The organism is Gordonia sp. NPDC003585 (genome assembly GCF_040610755.1).
GTDB lineage: Bacteria > Actinomycetota > Actinomycetes > Mycobacteriales > Mycobacteriaceae > Gordonia.
In genome coordinates this window covers 15905-37032 of record NZ_JBEXMX010000023.1, presented here as the reverse complement: position 1 = coordinate 37032, position 21128 = coordinate 15905, and the positions used below count along the sequence as shown (strand labels likewise).

General features: G+C 65.4%; 20 protein-coding genes. 12 read left to right on the top strand and 8 right to left on the bottom strand.

Going from position 1 to position 21128, the window contains the following annotated elements:
* Nucleotides 1–32: 32 nt before the first annotated feature.
* Genes crtI through idi form a run of 3 tightly spaced genes read right to left on the bottom strand, consistent with a single transcriptional unit; the run spans nt 33 to nt 3120 of the window.
* Nucleotides 33–1658 carry a phytoene desaturase family protein gene (crtI, locus tag ABZW74_RS08550; RefSeq protein WP_240857099.1) on the bottom strand — a complete coding sequence of 542 codons (1626 nt, stop codon included), beginning with the start codon at nt 1656–1658 and terminating at the stop codon, nt 33–35.
* Nucleotides 1655–2578: a squalene/phytoene synthase family protein gene (locus tag ABZW74_RS08545; protein WP_355275573.1), complete on the bottom strand. Its 924-nt coding sequence runs from the start codon at nt 2576–2578 to the stop codon at nt 1655–1657. The genes crtI and ABZW74_RS08545 overlap by 4 nt, the downstream gene beginning before the upstream one ends.
* A complete protein-coding gene (gene idi / locus ABZW74_RS08540) occupies nt 2575–3120 on the bottom strand; it encodes an isopentenyl-diphosphate Delta-isomerase (protein WP_240857101.1) in 546 nt (181 codons plus the stop codon). Before idi ends, ABZW74_RS08545 begins: the two co-directional genes overlap by 4 nt.
* 192 nt (nt 3121–3312) lie before the next feature.
* On the opposite strand from idi, the gene ABZW74_RS08535 reads away from it, so the two are divergent.
* Entirely contained in the window at nt 3313–4374 is a 1062-nt protein-coding gene (locus tag ABZW74_RS08535) for a lactonase family protein (RefSeq protein WP_240857102.1), read from the top strand.
* A 172-nt stretch (nt 4375–4546) separates the two neighbouring features.
* Nucleotides 4547–6769, top strand: coding sequence for a 6-phosphofructokinase (locus ABZW74_RS08530; protein ID WP_240857103.1), 2223 nt, complete (start codon nt 4547–4549; stop codon nt 6767–6769).
* 2 nt (nt 6770–6771) lie between these two features.
* Here ABZW74_RS08530 and ABZW74_RS08525 read toward each other — a convergent pair whose 3' ends face one another.
* Complete coding sequence (locus ABZW74_RS08525; RefSeq protein WP_240857104.1) at nt 6772–7263, bottom strand: hypothetical protein; 492 nt, start codon at nt 7261–7263, stop codon at nt 6772–6774.
* 156 nt (nt 7264–7419) lie between these two features.
* A complete protein-coding gene (locus tag ABZW74_RS08520) occupies nt 7420–9993 on the bottom strand; it encodes an AAA family ATPase (protein ID WP_355275625.1) in 2574 nt (857 codons plus the stop codon).
* 137 nt (nt 9994–10130) lie between these two features.
* Between ABZW74_RS08520 and ABZW74_RS08515 the strand changes: the two genes are divergently transcribed.
* The 6 genes from ABZW74_RS08515 to ABZW74_RS08490 all read left to right on the top strand — a co-directional run bounded on the left by ABZW74_RS08515 (nt 10131) and on the right by ABZW74_RS08490 (nt 14444).
* Nucleotides 10131–10406 carry a nickel-binding protein gene (locus ABZW74_RS08515; RefSeq protein ID WP_240857106.1) on the top strand — a complete coding sequence of 92 codons (276 nt, stop codon included), beginning with the start codon at nt 10131–10133 and terminating at the stop codon, nt 10404–10406.
* 69 nt (nt 10407–10475) lie between these two features.
* Entirely contained in the window at nt 10476–10841 is a 366-nt protein-coding gene (locus ABZW74_RS08510) for a hypothetical protein (RefSeq protein ID WP_240857107.1), read from the top strand.
* A 28-nt stretch (nt 10842–10869) separates the two neighbouring features.
* Nucleotides 10870–11238, top strand: coding sequence for a TraR/DksA C4-type zinc finger protein (locus ABZW74_RS08505; protein WP_240857108.1), 369 nt, complete (start codon nt 10870–10872; stop codon nt 11236–11238).
* A 136-nt stretch (nt 11239–11374) separates the two neighbouring features.
* Nucleotides 11375–11545, top strand: a complete 171-nt coding sequence (locus ABZW74_RS08500) for a hypothetical protein (RefSeq protein ID WP_355275568.1) — start codon at nt 11375–11377, stop codon at nt 11543–11545.
* Nucleotides 11546–11551: 6 nt separating this feature from the next.
* Entirely contained in the window at nt 11552–12673 is a 1122-nt protein-coding gene (locus ABZW74_RS08495) for an ATP-binding protein (RefSeq protein WP_355275566.1), read from the top strand.
* A 142-nt stretch (nt 12674–12815) separates the two neighbouring features.
* Nucleotides 12816–14444 (top strand): alkaline phosphatase D family protein, encoded by a 1629-nt coding sequence (locus ABZW74_RS08490; protein WP_355275623.1) that lies wholly within the window; start codon nt 12816–12818, stop codon nt 14442–14444.
* A 176-nt stretch (nt 14445–14620) separates the two neighbouring features.
* Here the strand turns inward: ABZW74_RS08490 and ABZW74_RS08485 are convergent, their stop codons facing one another.
* A complete protein-coding gene (locus tag ABZW74_RS08485) occupies nt 14621–15058 on the bottom strand; it encodes a VOC family protein (protein WP_355275564.1) in 438 nt (145 codons plus the stop codon).
* A gap of 134 nt (nt 15059–15192) precedes the next feature.
* Between ABZW74_RS08485 and ABZW74_RS08480 the strand changes: the two genes are divergently transcribed.
* Together ABZW74_RS08480 and ABZW74_RS08475 are read left to right on the top strand one after the other, a co-directional pair.
* Nucleotides 15193–15732, top strand: coding sequence for an FKBP-type peptidyl-prolyl cis-trans isomerase (locus tag ABZW74_RS08480; protein ID WP_240857110.1), 540 nt, complete (start codon nt 15193–15195; stop codon nt 15730–15732).
* 69 nt (nt 15733–15801) lie between these two features.
* Nucleotides 15802–16356 (top strand): DUF4334 domain-containing protein, encoded by a 555-nt coding sequence (locus ABZW74_RS08475; RefSeq protein WP_240857111.1) that lies wholly within the window; start codon nt 15802–15804, stop codon nt 16354–16356.
* Nucleotides 16357–16464: 108 nt separating this feature from the next.
* On the opposite strand, the gene ABZW74_RS08470 is transcribed toward ABZW74_RS08475, so the two are convergent.
* Nucleotides 16465–17100 (bottom strand): hypothetical protein, encoded by a 636-nt coding sequence (locus tag ABZW74_RS08470; RefSeq protein WP_355275561.1) that lies wholly within the window; start codon nt 17098–17100, stop codon nt 16465–16467.
* 11 nt (nt 17101–17111) lie between these two features.
* Nucleotides 17112–17960: a hypothetical protein gene (locus tag ABZW74_RS08465; RefSeq protein ID WP_355275559.1), complete on the bottom strand. Its 849-nt coding sequence runs from the start codon at nt 17958–17960 to the stop codon at nt 17112–17114.
* Between the two features lie 219 nt (nt 17961–18179).
* Here ABZW74_RS08465 and ABZW74_RS08460 point away from each other — a divergent pair, with 219 nt between their 5' ends.
* Together ABZW74_RS08460 and ABZW74_RS08455 are read left to right on the top strand one after the other, a co-directional pair.
* A complete protein-coding gene (locus ABZW74_RS08460; protein WP_240857114.1) occupies nt 18180–20204 on the top strand; it encodes a DNA/RNA non-specific endonuclease in 2025 nt (674 codons plus the stop codon).
* A gap of 9 nt (nt 20205–20213) precedes the next feature.
* Nucleotides 20214–21125: a zinc metalloprotease gene (locus ABZW74_RS08455; protein WP_240857115.1), complete on the top strand. Its 912-nt coding sequence runs from the start codon at nt 20214–20216 to the stop codon at nt 21123–21125.
* The last annotated feature ends 3 nt before the right edge of the window (nt 21126–21128 follow it).

The following is a 21128-nucleotide window of genomic DNA, read 5'->3' as shown; positions in this document are numbered from 1 at the left end:
CCAGGTAGCGACGGTCACCAGGCCTTCGAGGCTCAGCCGGCAGATGGGTGGTGAACGCGCTGATCGACCGGCGACGGCCCGACGGAGGTGTCCCCGCGCAGACGTTTGCGAACGAGTTCGGCACTGATGAGGCACATCGGCAGACCGATTCCCGGGGTGGTGCTGTGCCCGGCGTAGAAGAGTCCGTCAACCCTCCGGGACCGATTGCCGGCGCGGAAGAATGCACTCTGCCGCAAGGTATGCGCCGGCCCGAGCGCGCCACCCGACCATGCATTCACCTCGGTGGCGAAGTCGGCCGGGCCGACGGTGCGGCGCACGACAACCCGATCGGCCAGGTCGGGAATCCCCGCCCACGAAGCGATCATGTCAATCGCTCTCTCCGCGATCCGCTCGATCGTCGGATCTCCGCGGCCATCCACGCCGCCCGCCCCGAGACCCGGATCGGCGGGGACCGGTACGAGGACGAAGATGTTCTCGTGGCCGGGGGGTGCCACGGTGGAGTCGGTCGCCGACGGCCGGCAGACGTAGAGAGACGCGGGGTCCGGGACTTGGGTCGGGGTCTCGAAGATGGCGTCGAAGTTGGTGGTCCAGTCCTCGGTGAAGAACAACGAGTGGTGTTCGAGTTCCGGCAGTTCGCCCTTTACGCCCAGGTAGACGAGCACCGCCCCGGGTCCGGAAACTGCGCGATCCCAACGTTTCTGCGGAAACGTCTGCAGTCGGCGCGGCAGAAGCTGCGTCTCCACATGGTGAAGATCTGCGGCGCCCACGACGACATCGGCATCGATGACGTGCTCGGCACCCTCCGCGTCCGAGACCCGAATACCGGTCACCTCGGCGCGTCGTCGTCTGCGGCGAGACCAAATGTCTGAGCGCACAGGCGGTCTGGTGTCGATGGCCAGTGCCGTGGTCGAGGTGTGGATCTGCACGCCGTGTTCGGTGGCAACGTCGGCGAGTGCATCCACCAGCGTCGTGAAGCCACCGGCCGGGTAGCGAACACCGTCGGCGAGGTCGAGCCAGCTCATCAGGTGATACATCGCGGGCGTTCGATCGGGCGACGACCCGAGGAAGACCGCCGGATATCCGAGAATCTGCCGGAGGCGACGGTCGGTGAATCTGTCGGCAACGTATCGGTCCAGGCTGCCCAGGAGCAGGCCGGTGAGTTCACGCACATTGCGTAGCACGTCGCGGCCCAGGAAGGCGGTGGGGGTATCGAAGTTGGTGTACAAGAAGTTCTGCACCGCAAGGTCATACGCGCGTCGTGCCGACTCCAGGTAATCCCCGAGTGCGACCCCCGCCCCCGGCTCTACCGCGTCGAAGATCTCACGGTTTCGGCTTTCGTCTCCCGTGATGTCGATCGGTGTGGAGTGATTCTCGAAGAACACACGGTATGCGGGGTCGAGGCGCCGAAGATCGAGGCGTTCGGAGGTGGACGTGCCGACCAGCGCGAAGAAGTGGTCGAACACGTCGGGCATCAGCCACCAGGATGGTCCGGTGTCGAAGCGAAACCCATCGCGCTCCCACGACCCAGCTCGACCACCCAAGCTGGGATTCTTCTCGACGACGTCGACGTGATGTCCGTCGGCGGCGAGTAACGCAGCGGTCGACAACCCCGCCACGCCACCGCCGATCACGACGACCCTTTTGCCCCCTCCGCTCACGAGACCGACTTCGCGGTGGCGGTGCGTGGTTGGCCACGACGTAATGCGGCGCCGGCGGCAATTCGCGCCTTGTCTGGTCCGGGTACGCGAATCCGTGTGCGACAGGCAATTTCCGGCGGCGTCGACCTCAGCCGTCTGGAGAGGTCCGCGAAGATGTCGTGCGCGGTACACACCGCCACTCGGGTTCCGTTGGGCAACAGCGGAATCGCCTTGGCCGCCACTGCCAGGTCGGTGTCGATGTCGTCGAGCCAATAGCGCCACGCATCTGCGGACGGCTTGTCCGGGTCGATCCCGATGAGGTATCGGCGTCCCAGTTGACCACTGTCCTCACCGAGATCACGGAGAAAGTTGACCTTCTGGAACGCGGCTCCCAGGCGCCGGGCACCTGGTGCAAGCTGGTCGTAGCGCGCCTTGCGGTGGGGGTGGTCGGCGAGGAACGCGTGAACACACATCAGTCCGACAACCTCGGCCGACCCGTAGATGTACTCGGTCAGGCTCGCCTCGCTGTGCTGTTGGCAGTCCAGGTCGGCCCGCATCGACGCAAAGAACGGCGTGACCAGAGCGGTGTCGATGCCCGAGCGCCGGGCAGTTCGGGCAAACGCGTGGACCACCAGGTTGGAGCTCGACCCGGACTGCAGCGCCGTGGCCACCTCAGATTCGAGAGAGTCGAGCGCACTGCGGCGTTGGGCCTGCGTCTGCTCGGGGCGTGGGGCGTCGACGATTTCGTCGGCGACCCGCACCAGCGCGTAGATGTTTCGGACGTCCTGCCGTACCCCTTTGGCGAGCAGTCGGGACGCCAGTCCGAACGAGGATGAATACGAGCGGATGACCAGTGCCGCGCTCTGGTCGGCGACGTCGTCGTAGTGGTGATAGGGCCGGGCCGCATCACCATCCGGGGAATGGCGAACGGTGGCTGTCATGATGCCCACCGGACTGTGTCGAGCGGTCGCGAACCCAGTGCATGCACCTGTTCGACGAACCACGGGCTGAAGACCCAGGGCGTTCGGTTGGCGGCCGCCCAGACGTCCTCTATCGGGGCCCATACGAGATCCATCACCTCATCCGGATTGGGCACCGGCGTGCCCACGGGTCGGGCCCAGTACACGGGACAGATCTCGTTCTCCACGACTCCGCCGGCGTCGACGGCCCGATACTCGAAGTCGGGAAGAATGCAGGTCAGGTCGTCGATGTCGAGGCCGAGTTCGCGCGGGGCGTAGCGCCGGATCGCATCCTCGACGTGCTCGCCGGGGCGCGGATGGCCGCAGAACGAGTTGGTCCACACGCCCGGCCACGTTGGTTTCGAGAGGGCGCGCCGCGTCATCAGAATGCGCTCGGCCGAGTCCACGAGGTGACACGAGAACGCCAGGTGAAGTGGGGTCTCGGTGCCGTGCACGCTCGTGCGCGGCGCGGTCCCACACGGCTGTCGGTGGGCGTCCACGAGAACGACGAGGTCGTCGGTCATGTGGTCCTCCGTTCGGTGTGTGGCGGTCCCCTCCGGTCGCAGGCGAACCACTCTTGTCTGAATTCGTCGCCGTCCGCGATTCGGATGTGCCCGGCGGCGTCACAGACGTGCCTCGGGCTGATAGCGTACCGATCGCTTCCCGCAACACCCTCGCCCGAACCCCCGCACGACAGGCACCGCTAGGGAGGTCACGTGCGCAGAACACGCTTTGCCTTCGTCGGATGCTTTTCGAGTGCGCGACGGCGCGGACACGGGACCGGGATTGCTGTCTTCGAGGTGACGCCCGACGATGAGTGGCGCGCGATCCACACCGTGCCGACCGCCGAGAACCCGTCATTTCTCGTGGCCGACAACGACGGCCGTCACCTGTACGCGGCACACGGCGACAGCCCGCTGGTGTCCTCGTACGAGATCGAATCGACCGGGTGGCTGCGCGAGCTGGGCCGCTACGACACCGGCGGCAGTAACGGGGTGCACCTGGCGCTGTCACCGGACCAACGTCATCTCATCGTCGCCAGTTTCACGTCCGGATCGATCGCAGTCTTGCCGCGCAACCCCGACGGCACACTCGGTCCGCGCGTATGTTCGCTCGTACTCACCGGAGTACCCGGACCGATCGCCGGCGAGCAGACCGGACCACAGCCCCACGAGGTGTGTATCGACCCGAGCGGCCGGCACATCGTCGTGCCCGACCGGGGAACCGACCGGCTGCATCTGCTGGCCTTTGACCCGACGACTGCTCAACTGACCGTCGCCGGTCCGGCACACCTCAGCGCACCAGGTTCCGGGCCGCGTCACCTACTGTTCCACCCATCGCTGCCGTTCATGTACGTCGTCGACGAATTGTCGTCGCACTTGACGGTCTACAAACACGCGTCGGCCGACGCGGAGCTCTGCGTCGTGCAATCACTCTCGACGCTGCCCGACGGTGACGACACACCCAGCGCGGCGGCTGGGATCGATTTCTCGCGCGACACCCGGTTCGTTTACGTCTCCAATCGAGGGCACGACTCGGTGGCGTCCTTTCCCGTGCTCCCGAACGGAATGGCCGGCCCGCCGACCTTTACGAAATCCGGTGGTGCGATACCTCGTTTCCTGCGGTTCGCCCCCGACTCCGACACCTTGCTTGTCGCAAACCAGGTGAGCGACAACATCATTGCGTTTCACGCCGATGTAGGTACCGGTGCACTGACCCCGACCGGCCAGACGATCATCACCGGCAGCCCGTCGTGCATCGAGTTCGTCGTCGGCTGACACACCGGTCGAGGAGGGCGCGGACATCGCCGAATCGGTTGCGCCGACACCTCGGGACCGCAATGCTCATAGCCGACGCCTGAGGAGATTCTCCGACAGCACGACGAGGACATGGGGTACCAGATGAGTAGCACACGTTCACGCGGACGCCGGTCGCAATCGGGTCGCCGACATGGCTGACACCGGGTCCACGCCGTCGAGCATCGGAGTCCTGACCAGTGGCGGTGACGCGTCGGGGATGAACCCGGCGGTGCGGGCGGTGATTCGCACGGCCCTCCATCACGGCATCGATGCGTACGCGATCCATGAGGGCTACCAGGGGCTGGTCGACGGCGGTGACCTCATCCGCCGCATGGAACTCGCCGACACCGATGGGATTCTGCACAAGGGCGGAACCGAGATCGGAACTGCGCGCTCGAAGGAGTTCCGGACCCGCGAGGGCCGCCGCGCCGCCGCCCGCAACATGCTCGAGCGCGGAATCGACGCCCTGGTGGTGATCGGTGGCGACGGAAGCCTGACCGGTGCGAACATGTTCCGCGCGGAGTGGCCGGAGTTGCTCGCCGAACTCGTCGACGCCGGTGAGATCTCGGCCGCCGACGCCGAGTCCCACTCGTTTCTCCGCCTCGTCGGGTTGGTCGGATCGATCGACAACGACATGTCCGGTACCGACATGACGATCGGTGCGGACACGGCCCTGCACCGGATCGTCGAGGCGATGGATGCCCTGCGAAGCACGGCGTCGAGCCACCAACGCTCCTTCGTGGTCGAGGTGATGGGCCGGCACTGCGGGTACCTCGCGCTGATGGCGTCGCTGGCCACGGCGGCCAACTGGGTTCTCATTCCCGAACAGCCGCCGGCCGACGACTGGGCAGATCAGATGTGTCGGGACGTCCGGACGGGCCGCCAGATCGGACGCCGGCAGTCGGTGGTGGTGGTGGCCGAGGGTGCGCAGGACCGCGCCGGCAACCCGATCACCGCCGAACAGGTCAAGAAACTTCTCGAGGACGAACTCGGCGAGGACACCCGCATCACCACGCTCGGACACGTGCAACGTGGTGGTGCGCCGAGCGCCTTCGACCGCTTCCTGGCGACCCGGTTGGGATTCACCGCCGTCGAGCGACTACTCACCGACGCACCCGGCGCGCCCGCCCAGCTCGTCGGGCTGCGCGGCAATCGGGTGGTGACGTCGCCGCTGATGGAGTGTGTCGAACAGACCCACGCCGTTGCCGAACGTATCAAGGCCCAGGATTACGACGGCGCGATGTTGTTGCGCGGAGGAAGTTTTCGCCAATCGCACCGCATCCTGCAGACTGTTCAGCAAGCGGCTGCACGACCGACGCAGACGGGCCGACGCCGCTTCCGGCTGGCGATCGTGCACAGCGGAGGCCTTGCCCCCGGAATGAACGCCGCGGTGCGAGCGGCGGTCCGCCTCGGCCTGGATCGGGGTTACTCGGTCCTGGCGGTGAAGAACGGCTTCCGCGGGCTGCGTCGCGGGCAGATCCAGGAAATGGACTGGATGGATGTCAGTGGCTGGGTGTCCGACGGTGGTGCCGAACTCGGTACGGACCGGCACATTCCGACGACGGGCGCGGGGATCGAGCAGGTCGCCGAGCAAATCGCCGCACACCGGATCGACGGGCTGCTCATGGCGGGCGGCTGGACCGGCTACCAGTCGGCCTACGAACTCCACCGCCACCGCCAGCAATACCCGGCTCTCGACATCCCGATCGTGTGCCTTCCGATGACGATCACCAACGACGTGCCCGGAACGGAACTGAGCATCGGTAGTGACACGGCGCTGAACAGCATCGTGTCCGACGTGGACAAGATCCGGCAGGCTGCGGTGGCCACCCGTCGCGTCGCCGTGGTCGAGGTGATGGGACGCCACGCCGGATACCTCGCGCTCCTGTCCGGAATCGCCTCCGGGGCCGAACGGATCTACATGCCCGAGGACGGCATCACCATCGACGACCTGACCGCCGACATCCACTCGATGGCCGAGGGATTCCGCTCGGGCAAACGATTCGGGTTGATCATCCGCAGCGAAGGCGCCGACGCGGTCTACAACACGTGGTTCATCACCTCACTGTTCGAGAAGGAAGGCGGCGAGCTCTTCGATGCCCGGCAAGCTGTTCTCGGCCATGTGCAAGAGGGCGGCGACCCCTCGCCCTTCGACCGCATCCACGCCACCAGCCTCACTGCTCGATGCATCGAATTCCTTTCCGAACAACTGGAATCCGGCGGCCGAGCCAGCGCCATGATCGGATTCCAATCCGGGCGGGTCCAGTTCACCGACCTGACCTCCTACCCCGCTCTGATCGACGCCGAGGCCAAGCGGCCCGTCGAGCAACGCTGGATGGAGAGCAAGGACCTGGCGAAGATCATGCGCCGCTGACATCAGAAGTTGCGCGACACGACCGGACTCGTGGCGTACCGATCACCGCCACGTGCGTAGTTGAGGTGGACCTGTGCGTAGATCTCATCCGTCTCGTCGAAGGCGTTGTCGTCCTCGTTGAGGTACTCGCGAGGAACGTCCATCACCTTCAGGTAGCTCAACCCCTGGTCGGTCGCGACCAGGTGGCCGCCCGGCATGTAACCGGTGCCGGTGACGATCCGCTGAAACGCCACGTCGTCGCCGGTCCCGTAATCGTCGGCCCGCAGGGTGAAAGTCACGCCGCCGGTGCGGTTGTCGACCATGTACTTGATGATGGTGTCGGCATCGACGCGACTCATCTTGAACACACCGGAGATGGTGACCCGGATGTTGTACTGGTTCGGGGCGGAGACCGCCAGCTGCGCCCCGGTGGCTCGTGGTGCGGCGTCGGCGGATGACACCGCAGCACCGGTGGCGAGGCCGGCGGCAATGGCCACCGCCCCAAGTGTCGTCATGACCCGTGTGGTCCTCGAAGTGGTCTTCATGTTCGTGCTCCTGATCTGTGTCGGGCGAGCTCAAGGGGTTTGAGCCGCACCATCAGAATCGGCACACGAATCCTCGGGGGAATCGGGAGAACATCCCTAACTTTCGCGCGGCGGCCTCAGCGGCCATCAGTCGATGACGCCGGTCTCCCGGCCTCGCCGCACCGCGTCGCGTCGATTGGTGACCGCGAGGCGATCGAGGATCGCCGACACGTGATGGCCGACGGTCTTCTCCGACAGGTACAGGCGATCCGCTAGTTCCGCATTGGTGAGTCCCTCACCCATGAGTGCCAGCACCTCGGTTTGGCGTCGGGTGAGCCCCGCGGCGTTGGATCTCGTCGATGCTCGTCGACGCGACGGAACGGCCAGCGATCCCGCGGCTCGTAGATTTCGCCGGATTCGGTCCGCGGTCGCGAACGCTCCCAACCTGTCCAGCGCTGCCAAACCCCGACCGATGCTCGACGTGTCACCGGTCTCGGTCAAGGCGACCGCCGCATCGAACTCGAGCCCGGCATCGCCGAAAGCCTGTGCCGCCGAGCTCACATCACCGGCCAGATAGCGGGCAAACGGCGGAGCAACCGAGCCGGGAACCAGCTCGCCGGCGCGGTTCCCATCACCCACCCGGCTCAGCCAGACAGCGAGATCACCTCTGGTCCACTGTAATCCGTCGGCGTCATCGACGATCAGACGGGCAAACCCGGAGATCCGGTCGTCGGGCAGGCCTGTCAACCACGCCTGCTCAACCAGCGCGGCCGCGACGGGCAACACCCGCAAGGGTTCGCCATAGCTCTGGCCGATTTCCCACGCGCGTTCGAGGTCGTCACGACCATCCGCCCCACGACGAAGGGCGGTCAATCCTCGAACCAGCAACGGCCACGTTCGCGCGAGTGGGGCAGACGGACCGTCGAGCACCGACGCGCTGTCAACGAGTGCGTCATCCCACCGGCCGCGGAGAAATTCGAGCCTGGAACGGGTGGCGAGTTGCCACACGTGACAGACCGGAAGGTCGTTGTCGACGGTCATGTCGATGCTTCGGGCCAGGACTTCGGCGGCCGGAACGAAGCGACGCTGTTCGACGTCGAAATGAACCAGGTTGCTGTAGCCGCTGGAGAACAGTTCGTCGAGATGTGTCGGCGCCCGCGTGAGGACTTGCAACAGCCGACTACGACCCGACACCTCGCCGTCGACAATGTCGCAAATGGCTTCGACGATGTCGATCCGATCACGCAACGACTGGTCGCCGGTCAGAGCCGATACCCGTTTGGCCTGCTCCAGGTGCGCGCGTGCCTGCGTGACCGATCCCCCATGAAGCGCCAGAAACGCCGCCATCGCGTGCCCGTGTCCGAGCGGCGGCGTGGGCGAGCCCGACTCGAACACCGCGATCGACTGGGCGACATGATGATTGGCTGCAGGACGGTTGGCGTTGTACCACTCGTATACGGCCAGCGACAGATGGTCGGCACTGACGGCATCCGTGTCTCCGGCGACGGTACGCAATTGCAGGGCCCGCTCGCCGGCGTCGATGGCCTCGTCGAGGTGGTCGGTCAGGTACGACTCGGCGGCAAGCAGTTCCAGCAGTTCGGCGTCGCCGGCGGGATCGTCGTCCGCCCCCACCGCAAGGGCCATCCGGAAGAACTCGGCGCTCTGGCGATGTGCACCAGACCGTGCCGAATTCCGGCCCGCGGCGATGGCCGACGACCGGACGCGGGCGGTGTCACCCGCCCGCGATGCGTGATAGGTGATGGTCGCCTGGTCTTGTTCTCCGACAGTGTCGTACGCGGCGATCAGCCGCTGATGCAACGGCGTCTTGGCACCAGGTGGCAGCACATCTGCCACGGCAAGCCGACACAGGTCATGCCAGAACGCGATCCCCCGCATGCTCCGGCGGATCAGGTGGGCGCGGCCCAAACGGGTCAGTGTGTCGGTGCCGATGCCGAGCACTCCCAGCAATCGGTCCGGGATTGCGGACGGTGAACACGCGAGCAGGTTGAGCACATCCCAACTCGCCGAGTCGAGTCCGACAGTTCGTGCCAGGATCGCATCACGAATGGTGGGCGGCAGCTCCCGACCATCGTGGTCAAGCAATTCGGTGACGTAGAACGCATTTCCGCCACTCACGCGGTGCAGCGCCACCGGGTCGAGTGCACGCGCACCAACCATGTGCGTGACCGCGTCGATCGAGAGTGGTTGCAGGGCAATCAATGTCGCCGACGACGACCGGGCGACGTCGCCACGGAGGTGCTGCACCGGGTCGGCGTGATCGGACGCCTCGTCGCGCGTCGTGATCACCACCAGGGTGGTGCTGCGCCGAACGCGACGCAGAATGTGACGCAGGAAGTCGCTCGTACCCTGATCTGCCCAGTGCACGTCGTCGATGACGAGGATCGTCGGAACCGACGCGAGGTCGCGTGCCACCGTGTCGAAGATGTCGTAGGCGTGTTCGGCCCCCTGCAGTGTGCGCCGGGAGTCGGGCGAGAGGTCGTCGACGACGTCGAACAGCGGACCGAGCGGCCGCGGTGTGGTGAGTGGATCGCATTGGCCCCACAGGACCCGCATGTCGCCCGCGGATCGAGCGGTGAACTCCTCGACGAACGCGGTCTTGCCCGCACCGGCCTCACCGGTGACCATCACGACACTGCCATCTCCCGCACGCGCCCGATCGACGTGTGCTTCGAGCCTCGTCAGCTCCCGGTCCCGCTCCATGAGCGCCACCGCCAGAGAATAGGCAGGCTTTTCCTGACCAGGCAAGACGGCCAAGATAGGGAGTTCTTCCCGATGCCCGGGAATTGGGTACGCGCGACTCTGAGCAGGCAAGAAATCATCCAGCAAGGAGAATTGACATGAAGACCTTCGTCATCGAACGCGACTTTCCCGGCGCCGCCGACCTCGACGCTCCCGCACTCGCCGACATCGCGCGCACGTCCAATGACACCGCCGCGTCGCTCGGCGTCCCCTACCGGTGGATCACGAGCTATGCCGCCGGCGACAAGATCGTCTGCGTCCACCAGGCCGACGACGAGTCGACCGTGTGGGAGCATTCGCGCCGCGCCGGATTCCCGTGCACCTCGGTCACCGAGGTCGCTTCCGAGTTCGGACCGCACAGTGCGAATCCCTGACCGGCGAATCCCTGACACGCCAGTGATTGCCGAACACCGCGGTGAACGCTCGTCGACCAGGACTCCGTCATGACCGACATCGCCACCGTCGCCGGGAGCCTGTCCACCGCGGTGTTCGTCCTCTCGACGCTGCCGATGCTCAGGAAGGCGGCCACCACCCGAGACCTGTCGTCGTACAGCATCGGAAACATCGTGCTCGCCAACCTCGGCAATCTGCTGTACGCGATCTATGTGGTCAGTCTGCCCCTGGGCCCCATCTGGGTGCTGCATGCATTCCACGGCACGTCGACCGGATTCATGTTGTTCTGGTACCTGCGCCACCGCGACGGAGAACGAGGCGTTGCGCCACCACAGGACGATCAGCGCGACCATCCCGTCCTGGTGACGAGTACACGGTCGGGCGTACAAAAGTTCAAGGAGGCGGGGGTGCGATGAGGCGGCGTCGACTCTCGACCGGATCATCGTGACCGCGCACGATGATCCGTCGCGGGACACGTTGCTCTCCGAACGGACACGGACACAGGAGCTGATCGACGCACTGACCGCACGATTGGCGGCCGTCATCGACGCGACCGCCGACGAGTCAGCCGACGACGAGCATGATCCCGAGGGTTCAACCCTCGCCGTCGAGCGAGGACACCTTGTTGCGCAGGTGGAACGGTCACGCGTGCGGCTGCACGAGATCGACGCCGCCCTCGAGCGCCTCGGACGCGGGTCGTACGGGCGTTGTGAAACCTGTGGGCGACAGATCGATCCGGAGCGTCTCGAGGTCCTGCCGGCGGCGCGACAATGCGTCGACTGTGCGCGCCGCAACCCGGCTCGACAGTGGTGATCTGCGACACCCACGTCACCGAACGCACCAACGTTCCGACCGTGCATCGCTGGAAAACCTGTTGTGCGTGTGGTGTCGCCGGTGCCACAGTTGACCGCTGCCCGAAAGGCGGGCCATACCAAGGAAGTTGAGGACGATGATCGACGATGCGATGGGTACGCCGCTGGACGGTGAGGCACCCGTGGTCCGTCGTGCGTTGCTCGTTCTCGGCCAGATGTTGACCGGCACCGCCGAACCGAAGCCCACCGCAGATCGTCTGCTCGCGGCGCATCTGGGTGCACCTCGAAACGAATTGTCCACGCACTAACTGAGTTTGACGCCGTCGACGCTGATTGCGGCCGGACTGGTGCTCGCCGATCTGGTGGATCAGCACAACCCGGTGATCGGACCCGACGAGGATGACGATCCGCCGAGTTGGCGCGAGTTCACCCTGGGCGGTGTCGACTACTCGATTCCCACCGACGCCACTCTCTTCTTCGGTCCGCACAACCCCTTCGGTTCCGGACCTCTGGCGGTGCAGGCTGTGATCAATCCGCAGTACAACCACCATTCGATCGCGGTGATCGCACCTCCCGGTGGGCACGAGATGGCAAAGACCGCCGTAGCCGAGATCCGCCGACGCATGACTGCCCGGAACCCGCTGCGTGGACGTGTCCTCAACGCCGGATTCGACGGCCGTCTCAAGCTTTCCGTGGAGGACGTCGAACTGGGTGCAAGTCGCGAGGATGTTGTCGTCCCCGAATCAGTGTGGCGCGAAGTGGATCTCGCGGTCGCTGCGGTGACCACGCGACATGAGACCCTGCGTCACGCCGGGTTGGCAACGAGTCGAGGGATCATGCTCGCCGGACCTCCCGGCGTCGGAAAGACGGCCGTGGCACGCGTCATCATGAGCGAGTTGGTCGGTTCCTTCACGGCGATCATCGCCGATCCCGCGGCAACCGCCCACGGTATCGGCGACATCTACCGTACTGCCGACGATCTCGGACCACTCGTCGTGCTTCTCGACGACATCGATCTGCACATCAAGCGGCGAGGCAGCGGTTCCGACTCGAGTCTGGGTTCGCTGCTATCGGCCCTCGACGGCGCGACCAAGCGAGACCGGGTGCTCACCATCGCGACCACCAACGATCCGAAGTCGCTGGACAATGCGGCGACGCGTGCCGCCCGGTTCGATTCGATCGTCGAGATGGGCTGGCCGACCGACGCGGCGGTGGCGGCGATGCTGCGATCCACGTTGCGGCGCCTTCCGTCGGCCGACGTCGACGTCGCGCGGGTGGTGGATGCGTTCCCGGCCGAACGGACTGGTGCCGATGTGTCCGAGGCGATTCGGCGAGCCGTTCTCGTCGACGGTGAAGCGGTCACCACGGCAACTCTGCTGAGCGTGATCGGTGAACGGGGATATGCCGCGACGGTGCCGATCGGGACCTACCTCTAGGCCCTGTCAGGCTGACCTTCCTACCACCCGCCGCGCACCGAGGTCGCGCATGCGCGCCGATCACCGGGCGGCCGAGGGCATCAGCCTCGCCGGGGCGCCCGACTTGGCAGCACTGCTCATCCGCAGCGCCTACCCTGAATCGATGCCTCTTCTTCTCGGCCCCATCCTGCGTCATGTCGGCGACACCACCGCGTCGATCTGGGTACAGACGTCGACCTCATGTGAGGTCACCGTGTTGGGGTGTCGTGCGCAGACCTTCGAGGTGCAGGGCCACCATTACGCGCTGGTACTCGTCGACGGCCTGTCCCCGGACTCGACCTACGACTACGAAGTCTCCATTGACGACGACGTCGTGTGGCCGGAAGCAGATTCGACCTTTCCGCGCAGCGTCATTCGTACCCAGGGCCCGCGCGGTGCCGTCCGCAAGAAGGTGATCTTCGGGTCATGTCGCTATCCGAAGACCGGCGAACCGAAGATCGATGAAAAGCTCGGCACCGATGCGCTCGATTCGTACGCCAAGCGCCTTGCCACCGTGCCCGTCGACCAATGGCCGGATGTCCTCATCCTCCTCGGCGACCAGGTGTACGCCGACGAGCTGACCCCGCAGGCCCGTGCTCACCTCGCCGGGCGGCGGCGAGGTTCGGTGCGCACCAAACGCCCGCCCGACGAAGTGGTGAGTTTTCGGGAGTACGAGAGCCTGTACCGCCACACCTGGAGTGATCCCGAGATCCGCTGGATCATGTCGACGATTTCCACGGCAATGATCTTCGACGACCACGACATCCGCGACGACTGGAACACGTCGGCGGTCTGGCGGGCCGAGATGGCGTCCATCCCATGGTGGCCCGATCGGATTCGTGCGGGTCTGGCGTCGTACTGGGTGTATCAGCACATCGGCAATCTCAGCGCCGACACGCTCCGTGACGATCCCGATTACCGCGCGATCGTCACGGGCACCGGTGATCGCTGGCCCGTCCTCGCCGACCTGGCCGATCGCGCCGACGCCGAGGTCGACGGCAGCAAGGGCGTACGGTTCAGCTTCCGCTGGGATCTCGGACGAAGCCGGCTGATCATGATCGACTCTCGCAACGGCCGCATTCTGACCGATGGACACAGATCCATGCTCGGGGAACGTGAATTCGATTGGCTGGCAGACCAGATCGCCGATGCACACGAGGATGTGGATCACCTGATGCTGGGGACGTCGTTGCCGTGGTTGTTGCCCTATGCGGTCAGTGACCTGCAGACGATCAACGAACTCGCCGCGGGCAGGCCCGGGTGGCGCGGTCGTCTGGGTGAAAAGATCCGTCAGGCAGCAGATTTCGAGCACTGGCCGGCCTTCTTCGACTCGTTCGTGCGCCTCACCGAGCTCATCGTCGGGGCGTCTGATCGCCCGGCACATCCGCTGGCGACCGTCACCGTGTTGTCCGGCGACGTCCACCACAGTTACGCGGCGCGCGTGGATCTGCCGACGACGACACAGACGAGCGTGTATCAGCTCGTCTGTTCGCCCGTCCACAACCACGTTCCTGCCTATGTGAGACCGGTGTTGACCTATGGATGGTCGAGCCGCGTGGGCAAGGCAACCCGGGCGTTTGCCCGACGCTGGGGATCAAAGCCTCTGCCCGTGCGATGGACCAACGTTGCCGGCCCGCTGTTCGGCAATACCATTGCGACGCTTGAGCTCGACGGACGCGATGCCAGGGTGACGTTCGACCAACCCGACGACCACGGCGACCTCGTCGACGCGGCGTCGGTGCGGCTCGACTGATCGGACGAGTACGGTGCCCCCCAATGGTCGTCGGCGTGTCGCGATCTCAGAAACCGCGTGTCTGGTCAGATACCCGAGGCGCAGCAGCGGTTTCTGACCACACCTGGGGTTTCTGGCGACAAGTGCGGTTTCTGCGACGAGGCCGCGCCCGTCGTGCCTCGGCCGTCGGGTGGAATTCAGTCCAGGCAGAACTCGTTGCCTTCGGGATCGGCCATGACGATGTGGCCGCCGGCCATCGGTGGCGCCGGTTCGTGGCGCTCGAGTAGGGTCGCACCCCGGCTGATCAGGTGTTCGGCAGTCTCTTCCAAAGCTGCCATCCGGTCGGCGCCGGTTAATCCTGGCGCCGAGCGAACGTCGAGATGCACGCGGTTCTTGGCGGACTTTCCCTCGGGTACGCGCTGGAAGAAGATTCGGGGCCCCGAGCCGTCCGGGTCCACCAGCGCCGAAGCGTCGTTGCGCCGCTCGGCCGGCACGCCAACGGCCTCGAGAAACTCGTCCCACGACGGGTGACCGGCCGGCGGATCCTGAATCCGGTAACCGAGGACGTGGGCCCAGAACGCGGCGAGCGCAGCTGGATCGCCGCAGTCGAACGTCACCTGGACCTCGCTGGACATGACGCCACCTTTCGTTGCTTCGGAATACATCCACCATCACATGCATCGGGGACACCTGCGGTCCTCAATCGCACCGGACCGCCGAGGAACACACCACCGATCGGCGGTCGGTGCGCTCGGGTACGGTTCACCGCATGAGATCCCGCACCGCCAAGCGCCGACCGAGGTCGGCCGAAGTAGTCGCCCTGGCGATCATCGCCACCGTGATCGCAGTCTTCGCAGCGGGATGCAGCTCTGACGATCCCGCCGACCCGCCCAGTTGGACTTTCCAGGGCACGACCGGCACGGCCGAGGTGGTCGCTTCGACCGATACCGCGCCGCCGAAGATCACGATCACCGCGCCGTTCGCGGTGACCGAAACCCAGGTGCACACACTGGAAACCGGATCCGGCGCGGTGGTGTCCGAAACCAGCTATGTAACAGTCAATTACGAGGGCGTCAACGGCCGCGACGGCCGCACGTTCGACAGCTCCTACCAGCGCGGACAGCCGGCCCCCTTCGGGCTCGGTGAGGTGGTGCCCGGTTTCCGCAAGGCCATCGCCGGCCAAAAGGTTGGCTCGCGCGTCGCAGTGGCGATGGCACCCGCCGACGCCTATCCGAACGGGGCGCCAGACGCCGGAATCCAACCCGGTGACACGTTGGTCTTCGAGATCGCCATCATCTCTGCCGAGTGATCACTGCACGTCGCGTCGACTTTGAGACATTTGGTCAAGTCTGTGTCAATGTCGCGTACGATCCAAGGCATGCAGTTGCACGAATTGATGCCGACCGTACCGACCACCTTCGCTGAGGCGGCCGAACTGTTCGATGACTCGGCCGCCGTCGAACCCGATTTCATGATCGGCACCTGGCACGGTGCCGAGGTGCCGACCGGACATCCCATCGACGGATTGCTCGGTGCAAGCGGTTGGTGGGGCAAACAGTTCGTCGACGCCGAGACCGTGCACCCGTTGCTGTTCCGAACCCGCGATGGCAAAGCATTGTGGGCGATGAACCCGGCCCTCGCCTTCAGCGGTGTAGGAGTGTCGAAAGTGTTGCCGCAGGTCAAGAATCACACCTATGTGAAGCCCATCGCCGCCACCCGACTCCTGTCGCAGACACGATCCGCCAAGGCGCGCCTGCGAACCACTCGGTACCGCGGCGTCGACTCCGCGACCATGATCTACGACCAGTTGCCCATCAACGATGTCTTTCACCGCCTCTCCGACGACGCGGTGATCGGCGCCATGGATCTCAAGGGTTCAGACAAGCCCTACTTCTTCGTGCTTCGGCGCGACGACTCGCTGTCGTTGGTGTAGCCACAACGGTCATCGACGACAACGTCGGATCCCGGCGGATGCCAAGACGACTGCCACCGTTTCGATTGCTCGAGCACCGACTCCGAGGTCCACTGCACTCGAACCACCCTACGACGCGGAGTCGAGAAGCCCGATCCAAGCGTGTCCTGGATGGCTGTGAATGAGGAACTCCCGCAGCCTCTTCCGGGCGTGGTCGTCCAGCTGCGGAATCGCCCTGCGCAGGTCCGACAGATCCTTCGAACGATTGGCCTTCGCCTTGTACATCAACACGATCTCCGGATCGAGGTAGCGAATCTCGCCCGACCGCCAAGTCACTTCGTCGAGCGGGGCCGACGAACCGTCACGGCGATGGACCCAGCGACCATCATCGTCCGGGGTCAGCAGGACATCGAGCAGCCAGGGCGACGTCGCGTCGGCGCGCAACCACAACTGCGTCGAGTCGCCGGGCAGCGGGTATTCACCCGTCACCGGCCACAGACTGCCCTGCAGGCCGGTCGCCCAGGCGTGCAATCGGTCGTCCAACGCGGCAAGCAACGCGTCCAGGTCGGTGCGGAATACACAGAGGTCCAAATCTTCGTGATCGCGCTCGGTGCCCGTGAACGCGTCGATTGCCCATCCGCCTGCCACCCACCATGGACGATCGAAATCACCCAGCAGGTCCGACACGTCGCCGGGTGTCACGTTCGCCCACGGGCCGTATCGCGAGCGAAACGCCGCTTCCTCGCTCCCCTTCGCCGGCGACACGGCGAACTCCCTCACGCTTCCGCATCCCGACGCGCAGTGTGCACACGCTGTTCCGCGACCCGCAGCCGGGTCTGCGCATCATCGTAGGCCTCACGCGCGGCGACCTGCTTGCGACGCGCAAACAGCAGTTCCTCGTCCGCGGCCGCCAGCTGGACTCGCAGCTCTTCGACCTTCGTCGACAGTCGATCGGTGCTCTCGGTGGCCTCGTCCACCGTGTCACCTGCGTGCTCGAGTTCGTCCCGGATACGTGCTGCTTCTTCGGTGGCGGCGGCGAGTTCGGCGCGCGCGGCTGCGCGGGGATCATCTGTTTCATCCTCATCGGCTTGCTCGACGGAAGTCGAGGCGGCATCGGTGGGCGGTTCCGCGTCGGGAACGAGAAAGACACCCGCGGGACCAAACCCGCTGTACTCGACCGCAGTCACGAACCGTCCGGCGGTCAACACGGCCGCAACCGCCTCGTCGGCAATCGCTGCCCGCAACGACGCCGACACCTCACCGACAGCGCCACCCGACATCGGCAGGCCGCGATCGGTCGCGAGATCGGCCACCGCAGCTGCACTGTCGGAAACCACAGTCTGTCGCTGCTGCGACAACTCACGCACCCGGGCCATCTCACCACGTCGTTGGGCCGCGGCGAGTTCGGCAGCGAGCGTGGTCAGCGCCGCCACCCCATCCGGGTCGGACCGCACCCACTGATTGAGCGCCCATGCCGAATGTGTTGGCCGTCGTAGTCCGCGAATCGCCGACGACAACTCGGGGTCGCCGTCGGCCTTCGCCTGTTTGGCGAGTTCGTTTCGGCGCGAGACGAATTCAGCGGGCATCAGCCCAAAGAGCTCGTCCGCGGCGTCGTCGAGATCCATCGTCACCTCCGACCGGCGTCGACGAAGCAACACTTCGGCAGGATCTCGACGACGACCATGGCTCGATCATAGGACCGTCGGCTACCTTGCCGTCGCAGCCCCGACGCGCACCTGAGGTCGTCAGAGCCAGGAATTCGGGTAGCCGTCTACTCATGTTGTGCTCCAACGAGCGCCGGATACTCGTTGCATCGCGACAACTCAGCGACCCGAGGTGCCACCATGACCGTCGTCTCCCCCACCCCGTCCGCGCAGGGCGCGTTCGATTCCGAACACGACCTCCAGGTGGCGGCTGCCGCCCGACGCCTGCAGGACAGATCCACCAGTCGCCGGCAGCACGAGGAAGTGCTCGCCAGGTCGAACGGCCTCGCCGAGGCCGACGATCCGGAACGGATCAGAAAGCGCTTGGCGCGCATCGCGGACTACTACTCGCCGACCGCTCAGGCGCAACCGCAGCCGACAATCGAGCTCGGCGTCGAAGAAACGGCCGCGGCGGTTGCCGCACCGTCGGCCGAGCTCGAGCGCATCATCAACACCGCCGACTTCCTCGGTGTCAGATACCTCGATGACGGGGTACTGGCAGCGCGCGCCATCGGCCGGGTCCAGATCGGAGCGGCCTCAGGCCATCTGCAGGGATACGGTACGGGCTTTCTGGTGACCCCAGACCTCCTGCTCACCAACCATCACGTTCTGCCCGACGCACAAACGGCGCGCATCAGCCTCATCGAGTTCGACTATCAGGACGGCGCGGGCGGAACCGAGTTATCCTCGCACACTTACCAACTCAATCCTGACAAGTTCTTCGTCGCAGATCGTCAACGCGACTTCGCCCTGGTGGCCGTGACCGACGACAGCGGCACGCTGAAAGGCTACGGATTCAACCGTCTGACCGCCGCGCAGGGAACGGTGATCATCGGCGAGAACGTCACCATCGTCCAGCATCCGGGTGGCCGCAAGAAGCAGATCGTACTGCGCGAGAACAAACTCATCGACATCCCCGACGGATTCGTGCATTACAGCGCCGACACCGAACCGGGTTCGTCGGGCTCACCGGTGTTCAACGATCAATGGGAAGTGGTCGCGCTCCACCACGCCAGCGTGCCCGCCCCCGAGCGATCGGAGTTCGGCGGCTTCCTGAACGAGGGTGTCCGGATCAGCAGCATCCTGAATTACCTTCGCACACAATCCTTCACCACCGAACAGCAGGCCCTGCTCGACGTTCTGCTCGGTCCCGCGGGCAGCGGCCGCTCGGAGGCGGCGCCGACCGCTGCAGCAGCACCTGCCCGGCAACCGCGTCCGCCGGAACTCGCCGTCGACGTGCCCGACGGAGTGTCGACGATACGCCTGCCGCTCGAGATCACTTTCCGGGTCGCCGAGCCCACTCCCATCACGGTGAACAGCGTTGCTGCCGAAGCGATCTCCATCGATCCGGATTACAGCACCCGGGCCGGCTACGACCCCGGTTTCCTCGATCCGACACTTCGGGCGCCGTTGCCGACCGTCGGCCCCGGACTGGCTGCGTTGGCATCGAGTGAACTGCGGTATCACCACTTCAGCGTGGTGATGAACCGCGTTCGCCGGATGGCGATGTTCACCGCCGTCAACATCGACGGCAACCAACCCGCCGAGTTGCCCCGCGAATCCGATCGCTGGATCGCCGATCCTCGGCTACCCGCCGGTGAGCAGACCGACAAAGAGTTGTACCTCGCCAACAACCTCGATCGAGGTCACCTGGTCCGACGACTCGACCCGGCGTGGGGACCAAACGCCAAGGCCGCCAACGACGACACGTTCCACTTCACCAATTGCACACCGCAGCACCACGAATTCAATGCCGGTTCGACCCTGTGGCTCGGCCTCGAAGACTACGTCTTGCGCAACAGCGCCACTCACGGCCTCAAGGTCAGCGTCCTCACCGGTCCGGTGCTCGCCGCCGACGACCCGCCTTACCGCGGGGTGTCACTCCCCCGCCAGTTCTGGAAGGTGGTCACCATCGTCACCGACAGGCACACGTTGGCATCCACCGCGTACCTGCTCAGCCAGGCCGCGCTGCTGGACGAGTTCGCGGCCGGTCCGGAGTCGTTCTCCTACGGGGCCTATCGCACCTACCAGGTCCCCGTCCGTCGGATCGCAGACCTGACCGGACTCGAACTCTCGCCCTACATCGCGGCGGATCCGCTCGAACACGTCGAATCCACGGGCACACCACGCGAACTGATCCGCCCAGAAAACCTCATTCTCTGTTAGGAGTTGAACATGACCAGTACCGAACGCCCCGTACGTCACTGTGGCGCGATGGCCGTCCATCGCCGATTGCTGACCGAATCCGCGGCCTACCGCAGCGCCCGCGCCGAACTCGAGAACGCGACCATTCGTCTGGTGAGCCTGGAACGCACGAGCACCGAGGTGGCCACCATTCCGGTTGTCGTGCACGTCGTGCACCGGATTCAGGCCGAGGACATCTCGGACGAACAGATCCGCAGCCAGATCGATGTCCTCAACCTCGACTATCGAGCCACCAATCCGGATGTCTCAACGGTTCCCGACGTCTTCGCCGACCTCGTCGCCGACGCCCGCGTGCAGTTCGAACTCGCGACCGTCGACCCCGACGGAAAGCCGACGGACGGCATCACGCGGACCAAGACAACCCGCAAGGACTTCACCGCAGACGACGCCGTCAAGTCTTCGGCCACGCGCGGCGCAGACGCATGGCCGACCGACCGCTACCTCAACATCTGGGTGTGCCGACTGGCCGGCGGGCTGCTGGGTTATGCGCAATTCCCCGGCGGACCCGCCGACACCGACGGCGTGGTCATCACCTACACCGCATTCGGCACTCTGGGTACCGCAAAGGAGCCATTTCACCTGGGCCGCACCGCGACTCACGAGGTAGGCCACTATCTGAACCTCTTTCACATCTGGGGCGACGACGGCAGCGGTTGCGGCGGAACCGACGAGGTCGATGACACACCGAACCAGGGGTCGGAGAACACCGGCAAACCGACCTTTCCCAAGCTGAGCTGTTCCAATGGACCCAACGGTGATCTGTTCATGGACTACATGGACTATGTCGACGATGATGTGATGGTGATGTTCACCACCGGCCAAGTCGCACGGATGCGTGCCTGCCTGGACGACGCGCGCAAAGCACTCTGGACGGGCGCCTGAGGC

Coding starts and splice junctions, on each gene's coding strand:
- ABZW74_RS08545 (WP_355275573.1), bottom strand. CDS start 2,578: ATGACAGCCACCGTTCGCCATTCCCCGGATGGTGATGCGGCCCGGCCC.
- idi (WP_240857101.1), bottom strand. CDS start 3,120: ATGACCGACGACCTCGTCGTTCTCGTGGACGCCCACCGACAGCCGTGT.
- ABZW74_RS08530 (WP_240857103.1), top strand. CDS start 4,547: ATGGCTGACACCGGGTCCACGCCGTCGAGCATCGGAGTCCTGACCAGT.
- ABZW74_RS08525 (WP_240857104.1), bottom strand. CDS start 7,263: ATGACGACACTTGGGGCGGTGGCCATTGCCGCCGGCCTCGCCACCGGT.
- ABZW74_RS08520 (WP_355275625.1), bottom strand. CDS start 9,993: ATGGAGCGGGACCGGGAGCTGACGAGGCTCGAAGCACACGTCGATCGG.
- ABZW74_RS08515 (WP_240857106.1), top strand. CDS start 10,131: ATGAAGACCTTCGTCATCGAACGCGACTTTCCCGGCGCCGCCGACCTC.
- ABZW74_RS08510 (WP_240857107.1), top strand. CDS start 10,476: ATGACCGACATCGCCACCGTCGCCGGGAGCCTGTCCACCGCGGTGTTC.
- ABZW74_RS08500 (WP_355275568.1), top strand. CDS start 11,375: ATGATCGACGATGCGATGGGTACGCCGCTGGACGGTGAGGCACCCGTG.
- ABZW74_RS08490 (WP_355275623.1), top strand. CDS start 12,816: ATGCCTCTTCTTCTCGGCCCCATCCTGCGTCATGTCGGCGACACCACC.
- ABZW74_RS08485 (WP_355275564.1), bottom strand. CDS start 15,058: ATGTCCAGCGAGGTCCAGGTGACGTTCGACTGCGGCGATCCAGCTGCG.
- ABZW74_RS08480 (WP_240857110.1), top strand. CDS start 15,193: ATGAGATCCCGCACCGCCAAGCGCCGACCGAGGTCGGCCGAAGTAGTC.
- ABZW74_RS08475 (WP_240857111.1), top strand. CDS start 15,802: ATGCAGTTGCACGAATTGATGCCGACCGTACCGACCACCTTCGCTGAG.
- ABZW74_RS08465 (WP_355275559.1), bottom strand. CDS start 17,960: ATGGATCTCGACGACGCCGCGGACGAGCTCTTTGGGCTGATGCCCGCT.
- ABZW74_RS08460 (WP_240857114.1), top strand. CDS start 18,180: ATGACCGTCGTCTCCCCCACCCCGTCCGCGCAGGGCGCGTTCGATTCC.
- ABZW74_RS08455 (WP_240857115.1), top strand. CDS start 20,214: ATGACCAGTACCGAACGCCCCGTACGTCACTGTGGCGCGATGGCCGTC.